Source organism: Pseudomonas baetica (assembly GCF_002813455.1).
Lineage (GTDB): Bacteria > Pseudomonadota > Gammaproteobacteria > Pseudomonadales > Pseudomonadaceae > Aquipseudomonas > Aquipseudomonas baetica.
On the sequence record NZ_PHHE01000001.1, the window covers coordinates 4709156 to 4727912 of the forward strand.

The window sequence follows — 18757 nt, forward strand, 5'->3', positions numbered from 1 at the left end:
CAGCCTGCTGAATCGATTATTGCAATTTGACACGGATAGTTATGACTGCGCCCTCCCGTTTTTTTGTCTCGCTGCTGACCCTCTCTTTCACGACATTCACACCCTTGGTCGCTGCCAGTGCCGAACGTGCTGACCTGCTTGGGGTGTATCGGCAAGCGGTTGAACACGACTCTCAACTGTCCGCCGCCCGTCATGATTATCTGGCTCGCCGCGAAAGCGTGCCGCAAGCCCGCGCCGGGTTGCTGCCCACCCTCAGCGCTGGAAGCACAGTGGAATCGGTGCGCCTGCAACGTGACGAGCCGGGCCTGACTCGCACCCGCAGTACTTCGGTGTTTCAGGCCAACCTCAATCAACCACTGTTTCGTGTCGACCGCTGGTTTCAACTCGAAGCGGCGCAGGCCAGCAGCTCGCAGGCCGAACTTGAATTGGGCGCCAAGGAACAGGGGCTGGTTCTGACCGCAGCCCAAGCCTATTTTGAAACCTTGCGTGCGCTGGATTTGCTCGCGGCTTCCAAAGCCGAGGAAGCCGCGCTCAAGCGGCAACAGCAACAAGCGCAGGCGCGTCTGGAAAATGGTGCGTCAAGCATCACCGACGTGCTCGACGCCCAAGCTGCGTACGACAACGCCAACGCCAACCGCAAGCTTGCCGAGCGCAAGGTCGATGATGCATACGAAGGGCTGTCCCGCCTGACGAGTCAGGACTATTCGTCGATCGACGGTATCGAGCATCAACTCCCGGTGGAGCTTCCGGCCCCCAACGACGCCAATGCCTGGGTCAGCCGTGCAGTGCAGCAAAACCTGGCATTGCAGGCCAGCAGTTACGCAGTGATTGCCGCCGAGCAGACCAACCGCCAGCGCAAGGCGGGTTATGCGCCGACCATTGATGCGGTGGCGTCCTGGCGCAAGGGTGACAACGACAGTTTCGGCTACAGCAATCCCACCGATTTCGGCCGCGATGGCTACCGCGACAATGTCGCCCAAGGCAGCATCGGGGTGGAGTTGAACATCCCGTTATACAGCGGCGGCATGACCCGCTCGCAGGTGCGCGAAGCCACCGAGCGTCTGGCGCAAAGTGAGGACGAGCGCGAGGACCGCCGCCGCGAAGTGGTGCAGAACACGCGCAATTTCTATCGTGCGGTCAATTCCGATATCGAGCAGGTGACTGCCCGCCGGCAAACCATTCGTTCGAGCCTGGCGTCGGTCAAGGCCAACCAGGCAGGCCGGAATCTGGGCTCGCGTAACACTGCTGACGTGCTCAACGCCGAGCGCCAGTTGTATGGCGCGGTGCGTGAGTACAACAACGCTCGTTACGACTACATCATCGATACGCTCAAGCTGAAGCAGGCGGCCGGGACCTTGAGTCCCGCCGACCTGAACGATCTGGCGATGTACCTGAACAAGGACTATGACGCGGATCGCGATTTCCTGCCGCCAGAGGAGCGCAAGTCGCTCTAACGGGCGCGTCATACACCCGAGTGAGATCAACCTTGGAGAAGTGATGTCGTTTTGATACCAATTGTTTCAAAGCTGATATAACCTATTGAAAGATTTATGAATTTATTGTCGATAAGCGGCATGCATGGAAGCTTATGAGTGATCAAGGAAGGGGCGCTGAGTCGTCCACGCCAGACACCGGTCTCGTGTGTCTGGTAATGCTTGCCCGTTTTCATTCGGTGGCAGCATCCGCCGAGCAATTGGCGCATGAGTTCACTCCGGCCAATCAGCTTTTCACTCAACGTGAGCTGCTGCTCGCCGCCCGCAAGCTGGGCCTGAAGGCCAAGTCGGTCAACACCACCGCCGCCCGTCTGGACCGCACGCCTTTACCAGCGATTGCCGTCGCAAACGACGGCACGTTTTTCATCATCGCCAAGCTTGATCAAGGTCAGGCACTGATTCAGGACCCGCGTGCCGCGCGACCGGAAGTGATTACGCTCCAGGAACTGGCCGCACGCTGGAGCGGTGAACTGCTGCTGGTGCGTTCGGAGTCGACGCTGGCCGGCGAAACTTCGCGCTTCGATTTCACCTGGTTCATTCCCGCCATCGTCAAATACCGCAAGCTGCTCGGGGAAGTGCTGCTGGTGTCATTTGCCTTGCAACTGTTTGCGCTGGTCACGCCGCTGTTTTTCCAGGTGGTGATGGACAAGGTGCTGGTGCATCACGGCCTGACTACCCTCGACGTAATCGCCGCCGGGCTGCTGGGCATCATGCTGTTCGAGTCGGCCCTGAGCGGTTTGCGCAGCTACGTGTTTGCCCACACCGCGAGTCGCATCGATGTGGAGTTGGGCTCGCGCTTGTTCCGGCACCTGATCAACCTGCCGCTGGCCTATTTCCAGGCGCGCAGGGTCGGTGATTCGGTGGCCCGGGTGCGCGAGCTGGAGAACATCCGCAGCTTCCTCACCGGCAACGCGATCACTTTGTTGCTGGACGTGCTGTTCTCCGTGGTGTTCGTGCTGGTGATGTTCTATTACAGCGGCTGGCTGACCCTGATCGTGTTGCTGTCGTTGCCGTTGTACGTGCTGGTGTCGCTGTTCATCACGCCGTTGCTGCGGGCCAGGTTGGAGGACAGCTTCACGCGTGGCGCCGAGAATCAGGCGTTTCTGGTGGAGACCGTCAACGGCATCGACACGGTGAAATCCATGGCTGTCGAGCCGCAGGCCATCCGCAAGTGGGACAACCAGATGGCCGCATACGTCGCCGCTGGTTTCAAGACCCAGACCCTGTCCACCATCGCCAATGAAAGCGTGTCGCTGATCGGTAAACTGGTCACGGTCGCGACCTTGTGGCTGGGCGCTCGCCTGGTGATCGACGGGCAATTGTCGGTGGGCGAGCTGATCGCCTTTAACATGCTTGCCGGTCGCGTCAGCGGGCCGATCATGCGTCTTGCGCAACTGTGGACGAGCTTCCAGCAGACCGGCGTTTCGGTGCAGCGTCTGGGCGACATTCTCAACACCCGTACCGAATTGTCCCAGGCCACACGCAGTGCGTTGCCGCCGCTCAAGGGCCAGATCGAATTCGACCAGGTGCATTTCCGCTATCGCGCCGACGGTTCGGAAGTTCTGCGTGGCGTCAGCCTGCAAATCGCTGCCGGCGAAGTGATCGGGGTGGTCGGGCGCTCCGGCTCCGGCAAGAGTACTCTGACGCGATTGCTGCAACGTTTGTACGTGCCAGAACGCGGCCGGGTGCTGGTCGATGGCATGGACCTGGCCCTGGCGGACGTCTCCTCCCTGCGTCGACAGATCGGCGTGGTGTTGCAGGACAACATGCTGTTCAACCGCAGCATCCGCGAGAACATTGCCCTGAGCGATCCGGGCGCGCCACTCGAAGCGGTGATGCACGCGGCCACCATGGCCGGCGCACATGAGTTCATTCTGGAACTGCCCGAAGGCTACGACACCATGGTCGGCGAGCACGGCACCTCGCTTTCCGGCGGCCAACGGCAACGGGTGGCCATCGCCCGTGCCTTGATCGGCAATCCGCGAATCCTGATTTTCGACGAGGCCACCAGTGCGCTGGACTACGAGTCCGAGCGGATCATCCAGCAAAACATGCAAAGCATCTGCGCGGGGCGCACGGTGATCATCATCGCGCATCGATTGTCGGCGGTACGCGATGCCAATCGCATCCTCGTAGTCGATCGCGGACAGATCGTCGAACAGGGCAGCCATGCCGAATTGCTCACCCATCAGGCCGGCCACTATTCGCGCCTGCATCGCATGCAACAGGGCTGATCAGCCCTTCATGTATTCGTAGTTCGCCGCCCCCATTTCGGATGCGGTGGCAGTCACTGTATTCCGGATTCAAGGATCGATTTCCCATGAGCGCAACGCCCTCATTAATGCAGCGTTACCGTCACGCCTGGCGCGAATCCTGGCGTCAGCGCAAACAGATGGACAGCGTGCCGCGCCTGCGCCATGAAGCACAGTTCCTGCCCGCCGCGCTGGAGTTGCAGGAAACCCCCGTGCACCCGGCGCCAAGAATCTTTATCTGGAGCATCATGGGCTTCGCAGTGCTGGCGCTGTTGTGGGCGTACACAGGCAAGATCGAAGTGGTGGCGGTCGCCTCCGGGAAGATCGTGCCGAGTGGCAAGACCAAACTGATTCAATCCAGCGAAACGGCGGTGGTCAGGGCTATTCATGTCAGCGACGGTCAGGCGGTGAAAGTCGGTGAGTTGCTGGTCGAACTCGACCCGACGGCTGCTGACGCCGACGTCAGGCGGATTCAGAGTGACTTGCTTGCCGCCCGCATCGACGGCGCCCGCAGTGCAGCGATGCTCGATGCGATCAATCAGCACAACCCGCCGGCATCGCTGATCGGCGCAATCACCGACGCCGATCCGCAACAGGTGCTCAGTGCCCAGCGCTGGCTGCAAGGGCAGTATCAGGAATACCGCAACAGCCTGGAATTGGTGGACGCGGAAATCCAGCAGCGCAATGCCGAAATCCAGTCTGCCCAGGCCCAGGTGGCCAGCCTTCGGCAAACCGTGCCGATTGCCACGCAACTGGCCGAGGACTACCAGCGCCTGCTCGCGCAACAATACGTCGCCCGCCACGAATACCTGGAAAAAGAACAGGCGCGCCTCGACCTGCAACGCCAATTGAGTGTGCAGCAAGCCAGCGTCTTGCAATCCACCGCCGCGCAAGGCGAAGCGCGACGTCGACGCGAAGGTGTGGTCGCGCAAAATCGCCGCGCCATGCTCGACCTGCAACAGCAGGCCAACCAAAAAGCCGCGAGTCTGGTCGAGGAACTGACCAAGGCCCGCTACCAGGAAACCCTCACCAGCCTCACTGCGCCGGTGGACGGCACCGTTCAGCAACTGGCGATTCACACCGTCGGTGGTGTCGTCACTGCGGCCCAACCCTTGATGGTCATCGTGCCCGCCGACCAACCGGTGGAAGTGGAAGCCATGCTGGAAAACAAGGACGTCGGCTTCGTCCGTGCCGGCCAGCCGGTCACAGTCAAGGTCGAAACGTTCACCTTCACCAAGTACGGCACGGTTGCCGGTGAAGTCCTCAGCGTCTCCAGCGACGCCATCGACGATGAAAAACGCGGTCCGGTCTACAGCACCCGCATCCGCCTGAAAACCGATCATTTGATGATCAACGGCCAACGCGTGGCGCTGGCGCCGGGTATGTCAGTGACGGCGGAAGTGAAGACCGATCAGCGACGGGTGATCGAGTACTTCTTGAGCCCGCTGCAACAACATATGGATGAGAGTTTGCGTGAGCGTTGAGTGTTGAGTGTTGACGGATTCAGGTGGGAAACAGTCAGGATTGAAACGAAAAATCCTTCAACGTCCATGAAATCGGAAACGTTATGAAATTCAAGGTGGGTCATTTGAGCATTGTTCGTGGGTTGAAATTGATACTGCTGGTGGTGGGTGCTCTGACGATTCTGAAATATGGCGCCATTACCCTCTTATCGCTTAGTTCTGATTCCGATGATGATGTGACGAAGCTGGCTTATTTGTCTCCAAACGGAAAGTACAGCGCTGTTCACGTCACGCGTGCAGGCGGGGGCGCAATAGCGCCGTTTTGCTCGGACACGGTTTTTGTTTTTAACAGTCGGCAGACTATCGATGAAGTAATTGCTCACTCCGAATACCAGGTTTATTCAGCTGAGTGTGATGTTTTTTTTGACCACGAAGCTTCACCGGCAGTGAAGTGGAATTCAGACAATGATCTTCAAATCGATTTTGCAATCGGTGCAACCCGGATCGTGAGCCGAGACGTCAAGCTGCGTGCCTCGGACGCTTCCGGAAAGATACAGATCAGGTTTTCTGCTTATCGCTAGAAAGGGAATTTTCAAGTTTCCTCTTGAACGATCAAGAGGGTTTTTAAAGTAAGGGAAGCAAGTGGCTAAACTGACGTTGATGCAGGGGCAATTTGGCAAGGACAGTTTTACTGTACAAACCAAAGATGGAACACTCGTTGCGGCGAAATGGCTGAGTGACGGGCTTGGCAATTATGTTATGGATCCCCAGACCGATCAGCCGTTCATGGTGCCGGCGGATTATGATATGAAAGCTTCGATCGAACACTTCAAGAAAGTCAGGGAGGACTATGACGCGTCCTCTCTCAGTTTTCGGAACAGCCTCTATAGCGTTGTTTATGAGACCTTCAGGCAGAGTGGCGTGGGTGATCTTCAACGCTCTTATAACGGTGCTTCGCACACGACAGGTGACGGCTTCGTTCCCAGTTTCACAAATGCTGCGTCTTTCAACTTCGGATTGATTTCAACCGTATTGGGGCTGACCGAAACGGAAATTATTGGTGGAGGAGGTCTCTATAACTTATACAAGTCCTTCCGCCCCGGTGGTCAAAATATCAAGACTGAAGGCGAGTTGTGGAACAATGAGCCCAATGTCATTTCAATAAAAACCGGGATGTCGATTATTCATCCGGATCGTGACGGGCAACCACTGATTGATCAAGGTGGACCGGCGTGGACCCCGCCAGCAAGCCTGCTGAACATCGAAATCAACCCCGATCCTCAGGCGAGCCACCAAATACAACTTGAGAATCAGCGAACACGAGATGCGGCCAACGGTTACATCGTCAACAGTGCGACGAACAAGATCTTCGCCCTCGACGGGATTCTCAACAAAACCGATTTCACCTCCACCCAAATGGCCAGCCTGGCCTCGGGCGGTATTCGTCCGGGTGAAATGCAACTGGACCCCAACGCGCGCCCCAACACCTACCTGTCGCAGTTCTACCCGACCCCGAGCGCGACCAAGCCGGATTTCAGCCTGCGCAGCGCGGTCACTCTGAATGGTTTGTCGGCAATGTCGACATTCAACACCTACGTTGACCCACTGTTGCTGGACCTGACCGGCAATGGCGTGCACATGACCGACATCCGCGACGGTGTGCTGTTTGATACCGACCACAGTGGCACGCTCAAGCGCAGCGGCTGGGCGGATCGCACCACCGGCATGCTGGTGATTGACGATGGCAGTGGCCAGATCAAAGACGTCAGTCAGATGTTCTCCGAGTATTACGGTGGCAAGGTCGGCGTCAACGGCGCGGCGGGCGAGACAAAGTTCAAGGACGGTTTCGCGGCATTGGCCAGTGAAGACGCGAACAAGGACGGCATGATCGATCAGCGTGATCCGATCTGGAGCAAATTGCGCGTCTGGGTTGACGGCACGCATGACGCCAAAGTCGATGGCGGTGAACTCAAGACGCTGGCCGAGCTGGGAATCACCCAGATCAATGTACGTGCGGTGGCGTCCCCTCAAGCTGAGATGCGTGACGGTAACAAGGTGCTCGCCACTGGTTCGTTCACGATGAATGGCAAGAGCCAGGAAGCATTGGCGGTGGATTTTCTGGGGGATCCGGTCAGCAACATCGTGACCAGCCAAGGCACCGGCACGCGCGTGACCTCGACTACCAGCGGCGCCAACACCCGCACCACCAGCGCTTACGCCAGCCAGAGCACCACGGGTGAAACTCTGGATGCGGCCAAACTGGGGGTGAACAATCTGTACGGCGGTAGCGGCAATGACACATTGATTGCTGCGCCGGATGGTAGCTGGCTTGTCGGCGGTGCTGGCAGCAACGCCTACATCGGCGGTCTGGGCGATGACGTTTTTGTCATCAGCGCTTCGGACGATACAAGAAACATTCGTGGTAATGGCGGCCGTGATACAGCCATTATCGTCGGCACCCAAGACGTCTTCCTGAACATGGCCAGCGCCGGCCTCACCATCGCCGAAGGTGGCGGCGGTAACGACGTCATCATGAGCGGTGGCACCGGTAGCGCTTTCATTAAAGGCGGCTCAGGCAACTCGACGCTGGTCGGTGGCTCGGGTAACGACGTGCTGGTCGGTGGCAGCGGCCACAACACCATCATTGGCGGCAGCGGTAAAGCGGTGATTTATGCCGGGCCTCAGGGCGACACCATTTATGCTTCCGAAGACGGCAGCATCATCCATGCCGGTGGCGGCGCCGATAAAATCTTCGGCGGTGCCGGTAACGACATCATCGAAGTCGGCCATGGCAACGCGACCATTGATGGTGACGGCGGGATCAATCTGGTCACGCTGCACGGCACTCACGGCGACTACCGCATCACTCGCACCGCGACCGGTTATGAAGTGGCCGACAAGGTTGCCGGGCGTGACGGCACGGTGACGCTGAGCAACATCCAGAAGCTCAACTTCTCGGACATTTCCGCTGTTGACCTGCTGACCCCCAACGCGATGCCAGTGGCCGATGTGCTCACGCTCGACAAGGCCGGCAAGGCGTTTGATCGCACCCAGACACATCTGATCAGCGCCGAAAGCCTGTTGGCCAATGATCAACGTCTGAACAGCCAAGGCGCGCTGCACATTGCCAATGTCGGTGACGCGGTCGGCGGTACGGTCAGCCTCACCGCCCAGGGCGATGTGCTGTTTACCCCGGACGCGCGTTACACCGGACTGATCAGCTTCAAGTACGGCGTGGCCGATGCGGCGGGTAATCTGTCGGCGTCGGTGGTGGACCTCGGCAGCGGCCAGACCGCACCGATGCGTGCCGGTGTGACCCTGCTGACTCCCGAAGTGCCGCTTGATCCCTTGGCCGCTCAGGAATGGTATTTGAGCGACACCCATGTGCTGCCGGTCTGGAAGGACTACACCGGCAAAGGCGTGCGCATTGGTCAATTCGAGCCGGGCGGCGAGTTCGCTACCGCGCCGGAAATTTTTGATGTCGCGCATCCTGACCTGGCGCCGAATATCGATCAGGCCTGGTTGCAAACGCAGAAGACCAACGGCACCTTGCCGGGGCTGATGTCCAACCACGCGACGATGGTCGCGGGGGTGATGGTCGGCGCGAAGAACGGCATCGGCGGCGTGGGCGTGGCCTACGACGCGAAACTCGGTGGTTACTACCTCGCGGGCAAGGGCGATGATCTGACGGGACTCGGCCACATGGTCAGTTTCGACATCGCCAACAACAGCTGGGGTTTCACCAATGACTTCGCCCTTAGCAGTTATCAGGACGGCCACTTCACCACCGCCACCGCGCTGAGCATGAATGCGCAGTACGCGGCGAGCAACGGTCGCGGCGGCCTGGGTACGATCATCGTTGCAGCGGGCGGCAACAGCCGTGCTACCGGTGGCAATGCCCAGGGTTCGCTGACCAACAACAATCGCTTCTCAGTGGAAGTCGGCGCGATCAACGCACAGGGCGATCTGTCGACCTTGCAGATAGGCTCTTCGCCATTTTCCAACCCGGGCGCCAGCCTGTTGGTATCAGCACCGGGCAGCAATGTCGTGTCCACCAGCCACATGCTGGAAACCGAACGCGGCTCCACGTTCGGCAACGATTACACCAGCATGCAAGGCACCAGTTTTGCTGCGCCGATCGTTTCCGGCATCGTTGCGTTGATGCTCGAAGCCAACCCGAACCTGGGTTATCGCGATGTGCAGCAGATCCTCGCGTTGTCAGCGCGCCAGATCAACGACCCGGCCACCCAATGGAGCGACAACGCCGCCCATGGCTGGAACGGCGGCGGCATGCACACCAGCAATGACTATGGTTTTGGTGAAGTCGATGCGCGGGCCGCGGTGCGTTTGTCCGAGGCCTGGATGACCCAGAGCACCGGCGCCAACGAATACGTCTACAGCGCCTCCAGCGGTGCACTGGGCAAACCGTTGGCAGCGGGCGCGACGCTGACGTCCTCGATTGCGATGAATGCCGGGATGAATGTCGAGCACGTCGAGATCGACTTTGATGCTCAGGTTGGCCGCCTCGGCGATCTGACCCTCAAGCTGATTTCCCCCGATGGCACGCAAAGTGTGTTGCTCAACCGTCAGGGCAAAGTCCCGGATGGCATGCCGGGCGCCAGCGCTAGCGATGTCGGCAGCACGCAGTCCGGCTCGTTCAAGTACACCTTCATGTCGACCCATGACTTCGGTGAACGCTCGGCGGGCAACTGGACCCTGCAAGTGACCGATTCGGCGTCCGGTCTGCCGGTTACCCTCAATAGCTGGTCGCTGCGTTTGTACGGCAGTAAGGCGACGGCAGACGACACCTATTTCTACACCGATGAATACCTCAAGTCGGTAGTTGGCCATGCCAATCGCGCGGTGCTGGATGACGCGGTCAACGGTGTCGCAGGTGGGCGCAATACCCTGAATGCGGCGGCTGTTTCCGGGGACACCTCGGTCAACCTGCTGACCGGTGTTGCCAGCATTGGCGGCGCGGCGCTGACGGTGAAAAACCCGTCGGCCATTCAGAATATCGTTACCGGCGATGGCAATGACACGCTGGTCGCCGGCAATGCCGACGCCTTGCTCGACGGCGGACGTGGCAACAACGTGCTGACCGGCGGTGCGGGCAAGGACTTCTTTGTGGTGCATCGTCGCGATGCGGGCAACGATACCCTCAACAACTTCGAAGCTGCGCGCGGTGAAATCGTCGATCTGGTGGGGTTTGCCGGGAAAAAATTCGCTGATCTGCAACTGACGCAACAGGGCGCGGACGTCAAGGTTGACCTGGGCAAGGGCCAGGTGATCGTTCTGAAAAACCAGGCACTCGCCGGCATCACTGCAGCGAACTTCAAGTTTCAGGACAGCTTTGTCGCGCCGACGGCTTACATCAACAGCGACGCTTCGGCGGTCAAGCCGCAGGAGGGTTTGGGCGCCGTGGTACTCAACGGTGGCGGTAAAGGCGTGATGTACAGCAGCGACGCTCAGGGTAAAACCGTGGCCTCACTGAATGGTACGATTTACAGCCACGACAGCGCGACCTCGGACGTGTTTGTGGTGGCGGCCCAGTCCGGCGTCAAGGATTACAACAACGCCTTGCGTGGGTTCCGTCACGGTATCGACAAGATCGATTTGCGCCAGACTGGCGTCACCGACTTCAGTCAGTTGATCATCGAGCACAAGAACCGCGCGACATTCAATGGCCTGACCCAGATTCACGGTGTGTATGTGACACGCATCGGTGCCCAGGGCAGCGATGCAAACACCAATCTGCTGTATCTGGATGCGCTTGATGTGGCGCAGATCAGTTCGACGGATTTCCTCTTTGCCGACCCTGCGCCTGCCGTGGTGCCAACGGTTGGACCGGTGCCGCCGGTCACCGATCAGCCTCCGCTCACGGTACCTGAAACGCTGACGCCGATTGTCGAGCGTCCTGGCGTCGACAAACCTTCGGTGGTCACGCCGCTGCCTCCCATTGACCTGTCCCCGGCCATCAGTGTTCCGACCATTGATCCAGTGCTGCGACCTTCGGTCACGATTCCGGACTTCAAGCTGCCGGAGACCAAGACGATTGAGCAGATCCTGGCAGAACGCGGTATCGACCTGAATCCGAAAGTGCCGGAACACAAAACCTTTGAACAGATCATGGCCGAGCGTGAGGCGAACCGGGGTGGGACGACGCTCCCTGACCACAAAACCATCGAGCAGATTCTGGCCGAGCGCGCTGTTGGTTCCCTGGTTCCATCGAAAGTACCGGACATCGGCCCGGTCGGTCGGGATGTGCTGGGGCCTGCGTCGATTGATATTCCGAGTCCACGGCCGATTATCATCCCGGATGTCCCGACGATCGATATCGCCCATCGTGACCTTGATATCCCGACTCGCCGACCGGTCATCGTTCCAGACGTTGTGAGTGCGCAAGACCCACGCCTGAAAATCGACGATACCTGGGGCGTAGGGCAAACCGCGGACACTACGTTCGCGTCAATCCGGGACAGGATCCGCGGCGGTTCAACACCTTCTACAACGAACCCTCTGCCGGCGGCCACCGACCCGAACGTCATGACGGTCCAGGGCTTCTTCGCCGATGTCACGATTGGCGACGAAAGCAAGACCATCAACGTCGAAGCCTCGAATGCCAAAGTGCATGCCGGCAACGGTGACAATAAGGTTAACGTGACGGGCCGCCGGGGCAATATCACTTTGGGCAATGGCAATAACGTTGTGATCGGTGATGTCGACAAGCTCACCGTCGGCCATGGCAACAACACCATTACCGATTCAGGGTCTTTCGCTACGGTGAAACTGGGGGATGGCAACAACAAGGTGGTGGTCAGCGGCAACATGCCGACGGTTGAAGTCGGGCACGGGGTCAATGACATCGAGTTCAGCAACGGGGGAGGCGATCTGGTGTTCGGCAAGGACATCAGCCCCGATCAATTGTGGTTCCAGCACAAAGGGCAGGACCTGCAGATATCGGTGATCGGCAGCAAGCAGGAAGTCACGCTGCATAACTGGTATGCCGACAAGCCGGAGCGGCCTCGGGACATCATGGCCGGAGACCGTCATCGGTTGATGGATCGTGATGTGGAGCAACTGGTCCAGGCCATGGCGGCGTTCGCGCCAGCGGCGCCAGCGACCATGACCTTCGGCGGGGCCGAGCAGCAGGCGTTGCAGCCTGTGCTGGCGGCGAACTGGATGTAAATAACGGCAGTTGACGCGAAAAAAGGCCCGCGATGTTTGTCACGGGCCGACGAGGGCGGTGCAATGCCGCCCTCGTCTTATGCTCGTCTGAAGCGCAACGTGCAGGTTTGCTTTTAAAGAATGGTTTTTTAGGGAAACTCTGAAGAAGCCTTCCAAATCTGGTGAAATACCCGCCCGACCCGAACACGACGGTTGAGTCACGATGAAACAGATGTCCTTCGCCGATGCCGAGTACGCCGGCAAACGTAAGCAGACCCGCCGCGAGCGCTTTCTGATTGAGATGGATCAGGTCGTGCCTTGGAAGGGCTTGATTGCCTTGATCGAACCACACTATCCGAAGGGCGACGGCGGTCGTCCGGCTTACCCGCTGATGGCGATGTTGCGGGTTCATCTGATGCAGAACTGGTTCGGCTACAGTGATCCGGCGATGGAAGAAGCGCTCTATGAGACCACGATCCTGCGCCAGTTTTCGGGGTTGCACCTGGATCGGATTCCCGATGAGACCACGATCCTCAACTTCCGGCGTCTGTTGGAAAAACACGAGTTGGCCGGCGGAATTTTGCAGGTCATCAACGGTTATCTAGGCGACCGTGGCCTGATGTTGCGCCAGGGTACGGTGGTCGATGCAACGATCATTCATGCGCCGAGTTCGACCAAGAATGAAGACGGAAAACGTGATCCCGACATGCATCAGACGAAGAAGGGGAACCAGTATTTCTTCGGGATGAAAGCGCATATCGGCGTTGATGCCGAGTCGGGTTTGGTGCATAGCGTGGTGGGCACGGCGGCGAATGTCGCGGACGTGACGCAGGTTGCTCAGTTGCTGCATGGCGAAGAGTCGTACGTGTCTGGCGATGCCGGTTACACCGGCGTGGACAAGCGTCCCGAGCATCAGAACCGCAAAATGATCTGGTCAATTGCCGCACGGCCCAGCACGTATAAGAAGCACGGCAAGAAGAGTTTTATTGCTCAGGTGCGTCGCAAAATCGAATACGCCAAGGCCCAGGTACGCGCTAAGGTTGAACACCCGTTTCGGGTCATCAAGTGTCAGTTTGGGTATACGAAAGTGCGCTTTCGCGGCTTGATGAAAAACACCGCGCAACAGGTCACGCTATTTGCGCTGTCGAACGTGTGGATGATGCGAAAACGGCTGCTGGTTGCGGGAGAGGTACGTCTGTAATGCGCAAAAAGCGCCTTGAAAAGGCGCCGCGCAAGGGTGAAACGATGAGTGAGTAACAGGAAAGGTCTGTTTTCTGACCCTGCCAGCGTTTTTTTGATTGACCAATGAGGGCATCAAAAAATCGCTGACTACTTCAGACCTTCCCTAGGTGGGGACATTCATTTCGGGTAAAGCAAACGCATCAGGCGTTTGTCTTTCTTGCTGATCTTGCGATTGATTGGCACTTCCCAATTACCCAGTGTCAACGTATTAGCCACTGGGTGGTGCATGATCGATCTTTTGTCGTAAGAAGTATAAATCGCCTCCAGCGTGTCGAAAGGAGTAAACAGGTTTCTGTCGATTTCCTCCGGCATCAGTGGATTCATTTCGCGGTTCTGATAGAACTCATAGACCTTTGGTTTATCCCACGGGATTTTCGCCTGCGGGTGCTGGTGTTCATGCATAGCGCCAAGGGCGTGACCGAACTCATGAGTCACGATGACTTCAAAGTCTGGATGATCCGGTTTTACGCCCAGGTCCATGGTTCTGTCGTCAGGATGAATCAACAACGCGTCGGTGCCGAGCATCGAACTGTTGGAGTTGTTGGTAGTGGCGATGCGTATGTCGCCCACGAGGTCGTCAACGAACTCGAACTTCAGGTTGATATACGGCAACCATTGACTGGCTGCCTTTATGATTTTGTCTTTGTGATCTGCTTCGGGTGCGTCCATGAAGGCAATCTTCAGGGTGCGGCCGTTTGCCCATAGTTTTGAATAATTTAATATCGAGCGTTTACGCCGAGTGCCAGTAAATGTGCCGATGTTGGCCGGGTTTTCATTGGTGGCCACCTGGTAAGCCGCTTGATCGTCGGGCCATTGTATAAGTTGGCAATCTGTTAGTTCGTGCATGATGGACTTCATCCTTGAAGTTGAGAGTAAGCAGTTGTTCAGGCACTGCAAGTTATTCAGCTCTATATTAGCGCTTGGCCGAAAGGCAAGTGCAATACAACGTTATATGGACTGTGACGTCATATTTTTATGTCCCGTGCAGGTACGAGCCCGACCCCACGGTCACGCGTCGCTTGAAATCCTTGGATTGGCGACGACACGCTCAGGCAGATTAGATTAAAGCTGTGGCGGTGTGTCGGTGTCTTGCTGGGAGTTTATTTTTTATAGGGTGCGGGAGTTTGATGCTGCAAGTGGCCGTGCCAGATTGACTGGCACGGCCTCATCAATTACTGCTTGCGAGTAATAAATGCGCGAATACGCTCGGCGGCTTCCACGCATTCCGCCAGCGGCGCGACAAGTGCCATGCGTACACGGCCCGCACCCGGATTGACACCGTCCACGTCGCGGGACAAGTACGAGCCCGGCACCACCGTCACGTGCTCTTCGGCGAAAAGATCACGGCAGAACGCTGCATCATCACCTTGCACATTCGGCCACAGGTAAAAGCTGCCATCCGGGCGCTGCACATCCATCACTGGGGCAAGAATCTCCAGCACCGCATCGAACTTCTCGCGATACAGCGCACGGTTGGCGCGTACGTGTACTTCGTCGTTCCACGCGGCAACGCTGGCCAGTTGAGTTTGGACTGGCATCGCGCAGCCGTGGTAGGTGCGATACAGCAGGAAGCCTTTGAGAATGTCAGCGTCGCCGGCGACGAAACCGGAACGCAGGCCCGGCAGGTTGGAGCGTTTGGACAGGCTGTGGAACACCACGCAGCGTTTGAAATCCTTACGGCCCAGTTCGACGCAAGCGGTCAGCAGGCCTGGCGGCGGCGTTTGCTCGTCAAAGTACAGTTCGCTGTAGCACTCGTCGGCGGCGATGACGAAATCGTATTCATCGGCCAGGGCAATCAACTTTTTCAGCGTCTCGACCGGGATCAGTGCGCCGGTCGGGTTGCCCGGCGAGCACAGGAACAGGATCTGGCAGCGTTTCCAGATGTCCGGCGACACCGCATCGAAATCAGGGTTGAAGCCGTTTTCATCGAGGCACGGCAGGTAATGTGGCTTGGCCCCGGCGAGGAACGCGGCGCCTTCGTAGATCTGATAGAACGGGTTCGGGCTGACCACTAGCGCGTCGTCGCCACGGTTGACCACGGTCTGGGTGAAGGCAAACAACGCCTCACGCGTACCGTTGACCGGCAGCACGTTGCGAGCCGGGTCGATCCAGCCGCTCGGCACGCCGAAGCGACGTTCACACCAGCCAGCGATGGCTTCACGCAGGGCTGGAATACCGAGGGTCGTCGGGTACACCGCCATCTGATCCAGACTGTTCGCCAGTGCTTCGGCGACAAAGCTTGGCGAACGATGTTTCGGCTCGCCGATCGACAGGGCGATCGGGCGCTTGTCAGGGTTCGCTGTGACCGTGCCAAGCAGGGCGCGGAGCTTTTCGAACGGATAGGGCTGGAGCTGGTTCAGAGCGTTGTTCATTGGTACAGGGTCTCATTGCAAAGCAGATTAATCCGGGCACGCACTCAGATGCTGATGCGCGAAAGCTTGATATCGGGTTCCTGATTGACGCTCAGTTGCTCAACGATCGCGTCCTGCAAACGACTGCACAGCAAGGGATCGGACAGTGGCTGGTTGTGTGCGTCGGTGATGAAGAACACGTCTTCCACCCGCTCGCCCAACGTTGCAATCTTGGCGTTTTGCAGCGACAGGTCGAATTCCAGGAATATACCGCCGATTCGCGCCAGCAGGCCCGGACGGTCAGGTGCGGTGAGTTCCAGTACGGTCACCGGTCGCTGGGCGTCGTTGTGGATTGTCACTTGCGGCGCAAAGGCAAAATGCTTGAGCTGACGCGGCACCCGGCGCTGGATGATCGTCGGGTAGTCGTCCGGATTGCGCAGGGCTTCGGTCAGACCTTCGCGGATCTGCTTGATCCGTGCCGGGTTGTCGCCGATGGACTCGCCTTCGTTGTCGAGCACGATGTAGGTGTCGAGGGTGAACTGGCTGCTGGACGTGATGACGCGTGCGTCGTGAATGTTCAGGTTGAGCTGGTCCATCGCCGCCACGGTCACGGCGAAGAAGTCGTGCTGGTCCGGCGCGTAAATAAAGATCTGCGTGCCACCCTCGAATTCGCGCTGGGTGGTTTCCTTGATCAGCACCAGCGGCCCGCCGTCCAGCGGCTGCTGCAGAATCGCATCGCTGTGCCAGGCCACGTCGCCAGCAGTGTGGCGCAGGAAATAGTCATCGCCCAACTGCGCCCACAACTGCTCGACATCGTCCGGGTCGGTGCCGCCGCGCACCAGAATATCCAGTGCAGCGCTTTGGGTCTGGCGGATCTGCTCTTCGCGATCCACCGGGTTTTCCAGGCCGCGACGCAGGGCGCGCTTGGTCTCGGTGTAGAGCTGGCGCAACAGGCTGGCGCGCCAGGAGTTCCACAGTGTCGGGTTGGTCGCGTTGATGTCGGCGACGGTCAGCACGTACAGATAGTCCAGACGGGTTTCATCGCCCACCGCCTGAGCAAAGTCGTGGATCACCTGCGGGTCGGACAAGTCCTTGCGCTGGGCGGTCGTTGACATCACCAGATGGTTTTGCACCAGCCACACAATCAGGCGGCTATCCCACACCGGCAACTGATGACGCTGGCAGAACGCCTCGGCATCGACCGCGCCGATCTCCGAGTGATCGCCATGCCGGCCCTTGCCGATATCGTGGTACAGGCCGGCTAGGTAGATCAGTTCGGGCTTCGGTAGTTTGCCCATGAGCTTGCTGGCCAGCGGGAATTTTTCCGACACCTGGGTGTACTGCAACTTACGCAGGTGTTTGATCAGGTTCAGGGTGTGTGCATCGACCGTGTAAATGTGGAAAAGGTCGTGCTGCATCTGCCCGATGATGAAACCGAACTCCGGCAGGTAGCGCCCAAGGATGCCGTAGCGGTTCATCCGTCGCAGGTTGCGGTGGATGCCGATTTTGCACTTGAACAGCTCGATAAACAGGCTGGTGTTGCGGATGTCGTTGCGAAAGTTGTCGTCGATCAGGTGCCGGTGCTCGCGCAGCAGGCGAATGGTGTCAGCGCGTACGCCTTTGATTTCCGGCTGCTGGGCCATCAGCACGAAGATCTCCAGCATGGCGAACGGCGTGCGGCGAAACACGTTGTCGTTGCGTGCTTCGATATAGCCGTCATGCAACTGGAAGCGTGAATTGATCGGCTGTGGCGGCGCTTCGTCTTCCGGGGCGAGGATGACCTCCTCGAAGTGCTGGATGATCAGATCGCTGAGCTGGGCGATGCTCATCACCACGCGGAAGTACTGCTGCATGAAATTTTCGACGGCCTGCTTGGCGTCGTCGCCTTCAAAGCCGAGCAGCCCGGCAATGCTGCGCTGATGGTCGAACAGCAGGCGATCTTCGGAGCGGCCGGCGAGCATGTGCAGGGCATAGCGCACTTTCCAGAGGAATTCCTGGGAGGAGGCGAGCAGGGCGTTTTCGCTCTCGACCAGAAAGCCTTCGCCGGCGAGTGCGCGCAGGTTGAGGGTGCCGTACTGGCGTCGGGCAACCCACAGAATTGTCTGGATATCCCGCAGTCCGCCGGGCGAACCTTTGACGTTGGGTTCCAGGTTGTATTCGGTGTCGTTGTACTTGTGGTGACGAGCTTTCTGTTCGGCGCGTTTGGCCAGGAAGAACTCCTTGGCCGGCCACATGTGGGCGGTGCTGGTGACGTCGAGCATGCGCTGACGCAGGCGCTCGGGGCCGCAGATGGTACGGCTTTCCATGAGGTTGGTGACCACGGTCAGGTCAGCGCGTGCTTCTTGGGCGCATTCATCCACCGAGCGAACGCTCTGACCGACTTCCAGGCCGATATCCCACAGCAAGGTGAGAAAGCGCTCGATGGAATCGCGGAAAACTTCGTGATCGGCACTGTCCAGCAGGATCAGCAAGTCGATGTCCGAGTAGGGGTGCAACTCACCCCGGCCATAGCCGCCGACCGCGACCAAAGCGATGTCCGCGTCATCGCTCCAGTTGAACTGCTCCCAGGCCTTTTGCAGGATGTTGTCGACGAACCAGGCGCGGTCTTCGATCAGCCGGCGGATGTCGCGGCCACTGCGAAAACGTGCGTCGAGCACTTCGCGAGCCTGGCGGATCGCCTTCTTGAACGCGGCGATAGGGCTCGCTTTGAGGGCCAGTTCAGCCTGGAACTGGCCGCGGTCGAAGAGTTCGGGATCCACCTGCGGCATCGATTGGCTTTCCTTCTATAT

Annotated in this window: 9 protein-coding genes; 6 read left to right on the forward strand and 3 right to left on the reverse strand. The window is 58.7% G+C overall.

Annotation, left to right across the window (positions count from 1 at the left end; translation table 11 throughout):
* Positions 1 to 41 precede the first annotated feature (41 nt).
* The 6 genes from ATI02_RS21820 (at position 42) to ATI02_RS21845 (ending at position 13576) form a co-directional block, all read left to right on the forward strand.
* Entirely contained in the window at positions 42 to 1454 is a 1413-nt protein-coding gene (locus tag ATI02_RS21820) for a TolC family outer membrane protein (protein WP_095189373.1), read from the forward strand.
* Positions 1455 to 1588: 134 nt separating this feature from the next.
* Entirely contained in the window at positions 1589 to 3727 is a 2139-nt protein-coding gene (locus ATI02_RS21825; RefSeq protein WP_100847325.1) for a type I secretion system permease/ATPase, read from the forward strand.
* Positions 3728 to 3813: 86 nt separating this feature from the next.
* Complete coding sequence (locus ATI02_RS21830) at positions 3814 to 5229, forward strand: HlyD family type I secretion periplasmic adaptor subunit (protein WP_100847326.1); 1416 nt, start codon at positions 3814 to 3816, stop codon at positions 5227 to 5229.
* Between the two features lie 83 nt (positions 5230 to 5312).
* Positions 5313 to 5789: a hypothetical protein gene (locus ATI02_RS21835; RefSeq protein ID WP_077571314.1), complete on the forward strand. Its 477-nt coding sequence runs from the start codon at positions 5313 to 5315 to the stop codon at positions 5787 to 5789.
* Positions 5790 to 6381: 592 nt separating this feature from the next.
* Positions 6382 to 12396, forward strand: a complete 6015-nt coding sequence (locus ATI02_RS21840) for an SPM autocatalytic domain-containing protein (RefSeq protein WP_238156193.1) — start codon at positions 6382 to 6384, stop codon at positions 12394 to 12396.
* 202 nt (positions 12397 to 12598) lie between these two features.
* Complete coding sequence (locus tag ATI02_RS21845; protein WP_100845106.1) at positions 12599 to 13576, forward strand: IS5 family transposase; 978 nt, start codon at positions 12599 to 12601, stop codon at positions 13574 to 13576.
* A 158-nt stretch (positions 13577 to 13734) separates the two neighbouring features.
* Here the strand turns inward: ATI02_RS21845 and ATI02_RS21850 are convergent, their stop codons facing one another.
* The 3 genes from ATI02_RS21850 to ATI02_RS21860 form a co-directional block, all read right to left on the reverse strand.
* Complete coding sequence (locus tag ATI02_RS21850) at positions 13735 to 14463, reverse strand: M12 family metallopeptidase (RefSeq protein ID WP_100847327.1); 729 nt, start codon at positions 14461 to 14463, stop codon at positions 13735 to 13737.
* Between the two features lie 326 nt (positions 14464 to 14789).
* Positions 14790 to 15989 carry a succinyldiaminopimelate transaminase gene (gene dapC / locus ATI02_RS21855; protein ID WP_095189369.1) on the reverse strand — a complete coding sequence of 400 codons (1200 nt, stop codon included), beginning with the start codon at positions 15987 to 15989 and terminating at the stop codon, positions 14790 to 14792.
* A gap of 44 nt (positions 15990 to 16033) precedes the next feature.
* Positions 16034 to 18736: a [protein-PII] uridylyltransferase gene (locus tag ATI02_RS21860; protein ID WP_100847328.1), complete on the reverse strand. Its 2703-nt coding sequence runs from the start codon at positions 18734 to 18736 to the stop codon at positions 16034 to 16036.
* Positions 18737 to 18757 lie beyond the last annotated feature (21 nt).